General features: G+C 52.2%; 1 protein-coding gene and 1 pseudogene. One reads left to right on the top strand and one right to left on the bottom strand.

What is annotated here, in order from left to right:
• Positions 1 to 641: pseudogene (znuD, locus tag ACTHUE_RS18175) on the top strand (TonB-dependent zinc receptor ZnuD); the annotation flags it as partial.
• 85 nt (positions 642 to 726) lie between these two features.
• Here znuD and ACTHUE_RS18170 read toward each other — a convergent pair.
• On the bottom strand, positions 727 to 1,539 hold the full coding sequence (locus ACTHUE_RS18170; RefSeq protein WP_004519279.1) for a phosphatidylserine decarboxylase: 813 nt from the start codon (positions 1,537 to 1,539) through the stop codon (positions 727 to 729).
• Positions 1,540 to 1,652 lie beyond the last annotated feature (113 nt).

The raw sequence follows: 1,652 nt of genomic DNA, 5'->3' as shown, positions 1-1,652 counted from the left end.
TCGCGCTGGGCTACGAAGGCGACCGCTGGCAATACAATCTGGCGCTCTACCGCAACCGCTTCGGCAACTACATTTACGCCCAAACCTTAAACGACGGACGCGGCCCCAAATCCATCGAAGACGACAGCGAAATGAAACTCGTGCGCTACAACCAATCCGGCGCCGACTTCTACGGCGCGGAAGGCGAAATCTACTTCAAACCGACACCGCGCTACCGCATCGGCGTTTCCGGCGACTATGTACGAGGCCGTCTGAAAAACCTGCCTTCCCTACCCGGCAGGGAAGATGCTTACGGTAACCGTCCTTTCATCGCACAGGACGACCAAAACGCCCCTCGCGTTCCGGCTGCGCGCCTCGGCTTCCACCTGAAAGCCTCGCTGACCGACCGTATCGATGCCAATTTGGACTACTACCGCGTGTTCAATCAAAACAAACTCGCCCGCTACGAAACACGCACACCCGGACACCATATGCTCAACCTCGGCGCAAACTACCGCCGCAATACGCGCTATGGCGAGTGGAATTGGTACGTCAAAGCCGACAACCTGCTCAACCAATCCGTTTACGCCCACAGCAGCTTCCTCTCTGATACGCCGCAAATGGGCCGCAGCTTTACCGGTGGCGTAAATGTGAAGTTTTAAAATCGGATAGGCAAACAAAAAAGGTTTTCAGACGGCCGTCTGAAAACCTTTTTTCTTGTTTTAACCAATCATTTAAAACTGACTATTAATCTTTCAACACATCTTGCACAGCCGCTTGAATTTTAGCCGCTGCTGCTTCGATTTGCTGCTGTTCGGTAGATTGGCTTGCCACTGTTTCAGCCGGAGTCGCTTGTGGAGCTGGCGCAGCTTGTTGAGCTGCGGCTTTAGGCTCAGATTCAGTTTGCGGCGCAGTCAGCGGCAAACGCGCCAATACAGTGCTGACGCCGGTAACTTTATCACCAATCGCCACTTGCGCCTGCGCATCGACAGGCAGATACATATCCACGCGCGAGCCAAAGCGGATAAAGCCATAACGTTCGCCGCGAGACAGTTTCGCACCTGCTTGGGTGTAGCACAAAATACGGCGCGCCACCAAACCGGCCACTTGAACAAAAGTAATTTCACGACCAGAAGCCGTAGTCGCCAACACCGCATTACGTTCATTTTCCGTGCTGGCTTTGTCCAAATCCGCATTCACGAATTTGCCTTTGTTATAGACCACTTTCGTTACCGTACAATCAGCAGGCGATTTTTGCGAATGCACGTTGAACACGTTCATAAAAATACTGATTTTCAAAGCATCGACATCACGATACGGATCGCGTGCGCGCTCGACCACCACGATACGGCCGTCAACCGGACTCAACACTGCTTCAGGATTTTGCGGAATCTCACGCGCAGGGTCGCGGAAAAACTGCAAAGCAAATACGGTAAACACCCAAAACGGCAAAGACCACCAGCCGCAACACATCGACACCAGCAGGCTCAAAGCCAAACCGCCGCCGATAATCGGCCAGCCCTCACGGGCGATAATCGGGTGGGGATACAAACGGTTCATCACTTATCCTTCATTTAATAATTTCAAAATTGCCGCCATTATATCTGAAACTCCAAACATTGAGGCCGTCTGAAATGTTCAGACGGCCGGTGTCTTTTGTAAAAAATACTCAA

The sequence above is a fragment of the Neisseria sp. P0021.S005 genome (assembly GCF_051956955.1).
Note: the sequence above shows the minus strand (reverse complement) of the source record. Positions and strands in the feature narration are given on the sequence as shown.

Bases quoted from the DNA above. Each gene is read 5' to 3' on its own strand.
- ACTHUE_RS18170 (WP_004519279.1), bottom strand. From the start codon at position 1,539: ATGAACCGTTTGTATCCCCACCCGATTATCGCCCGTGAGGGCTGGCCG.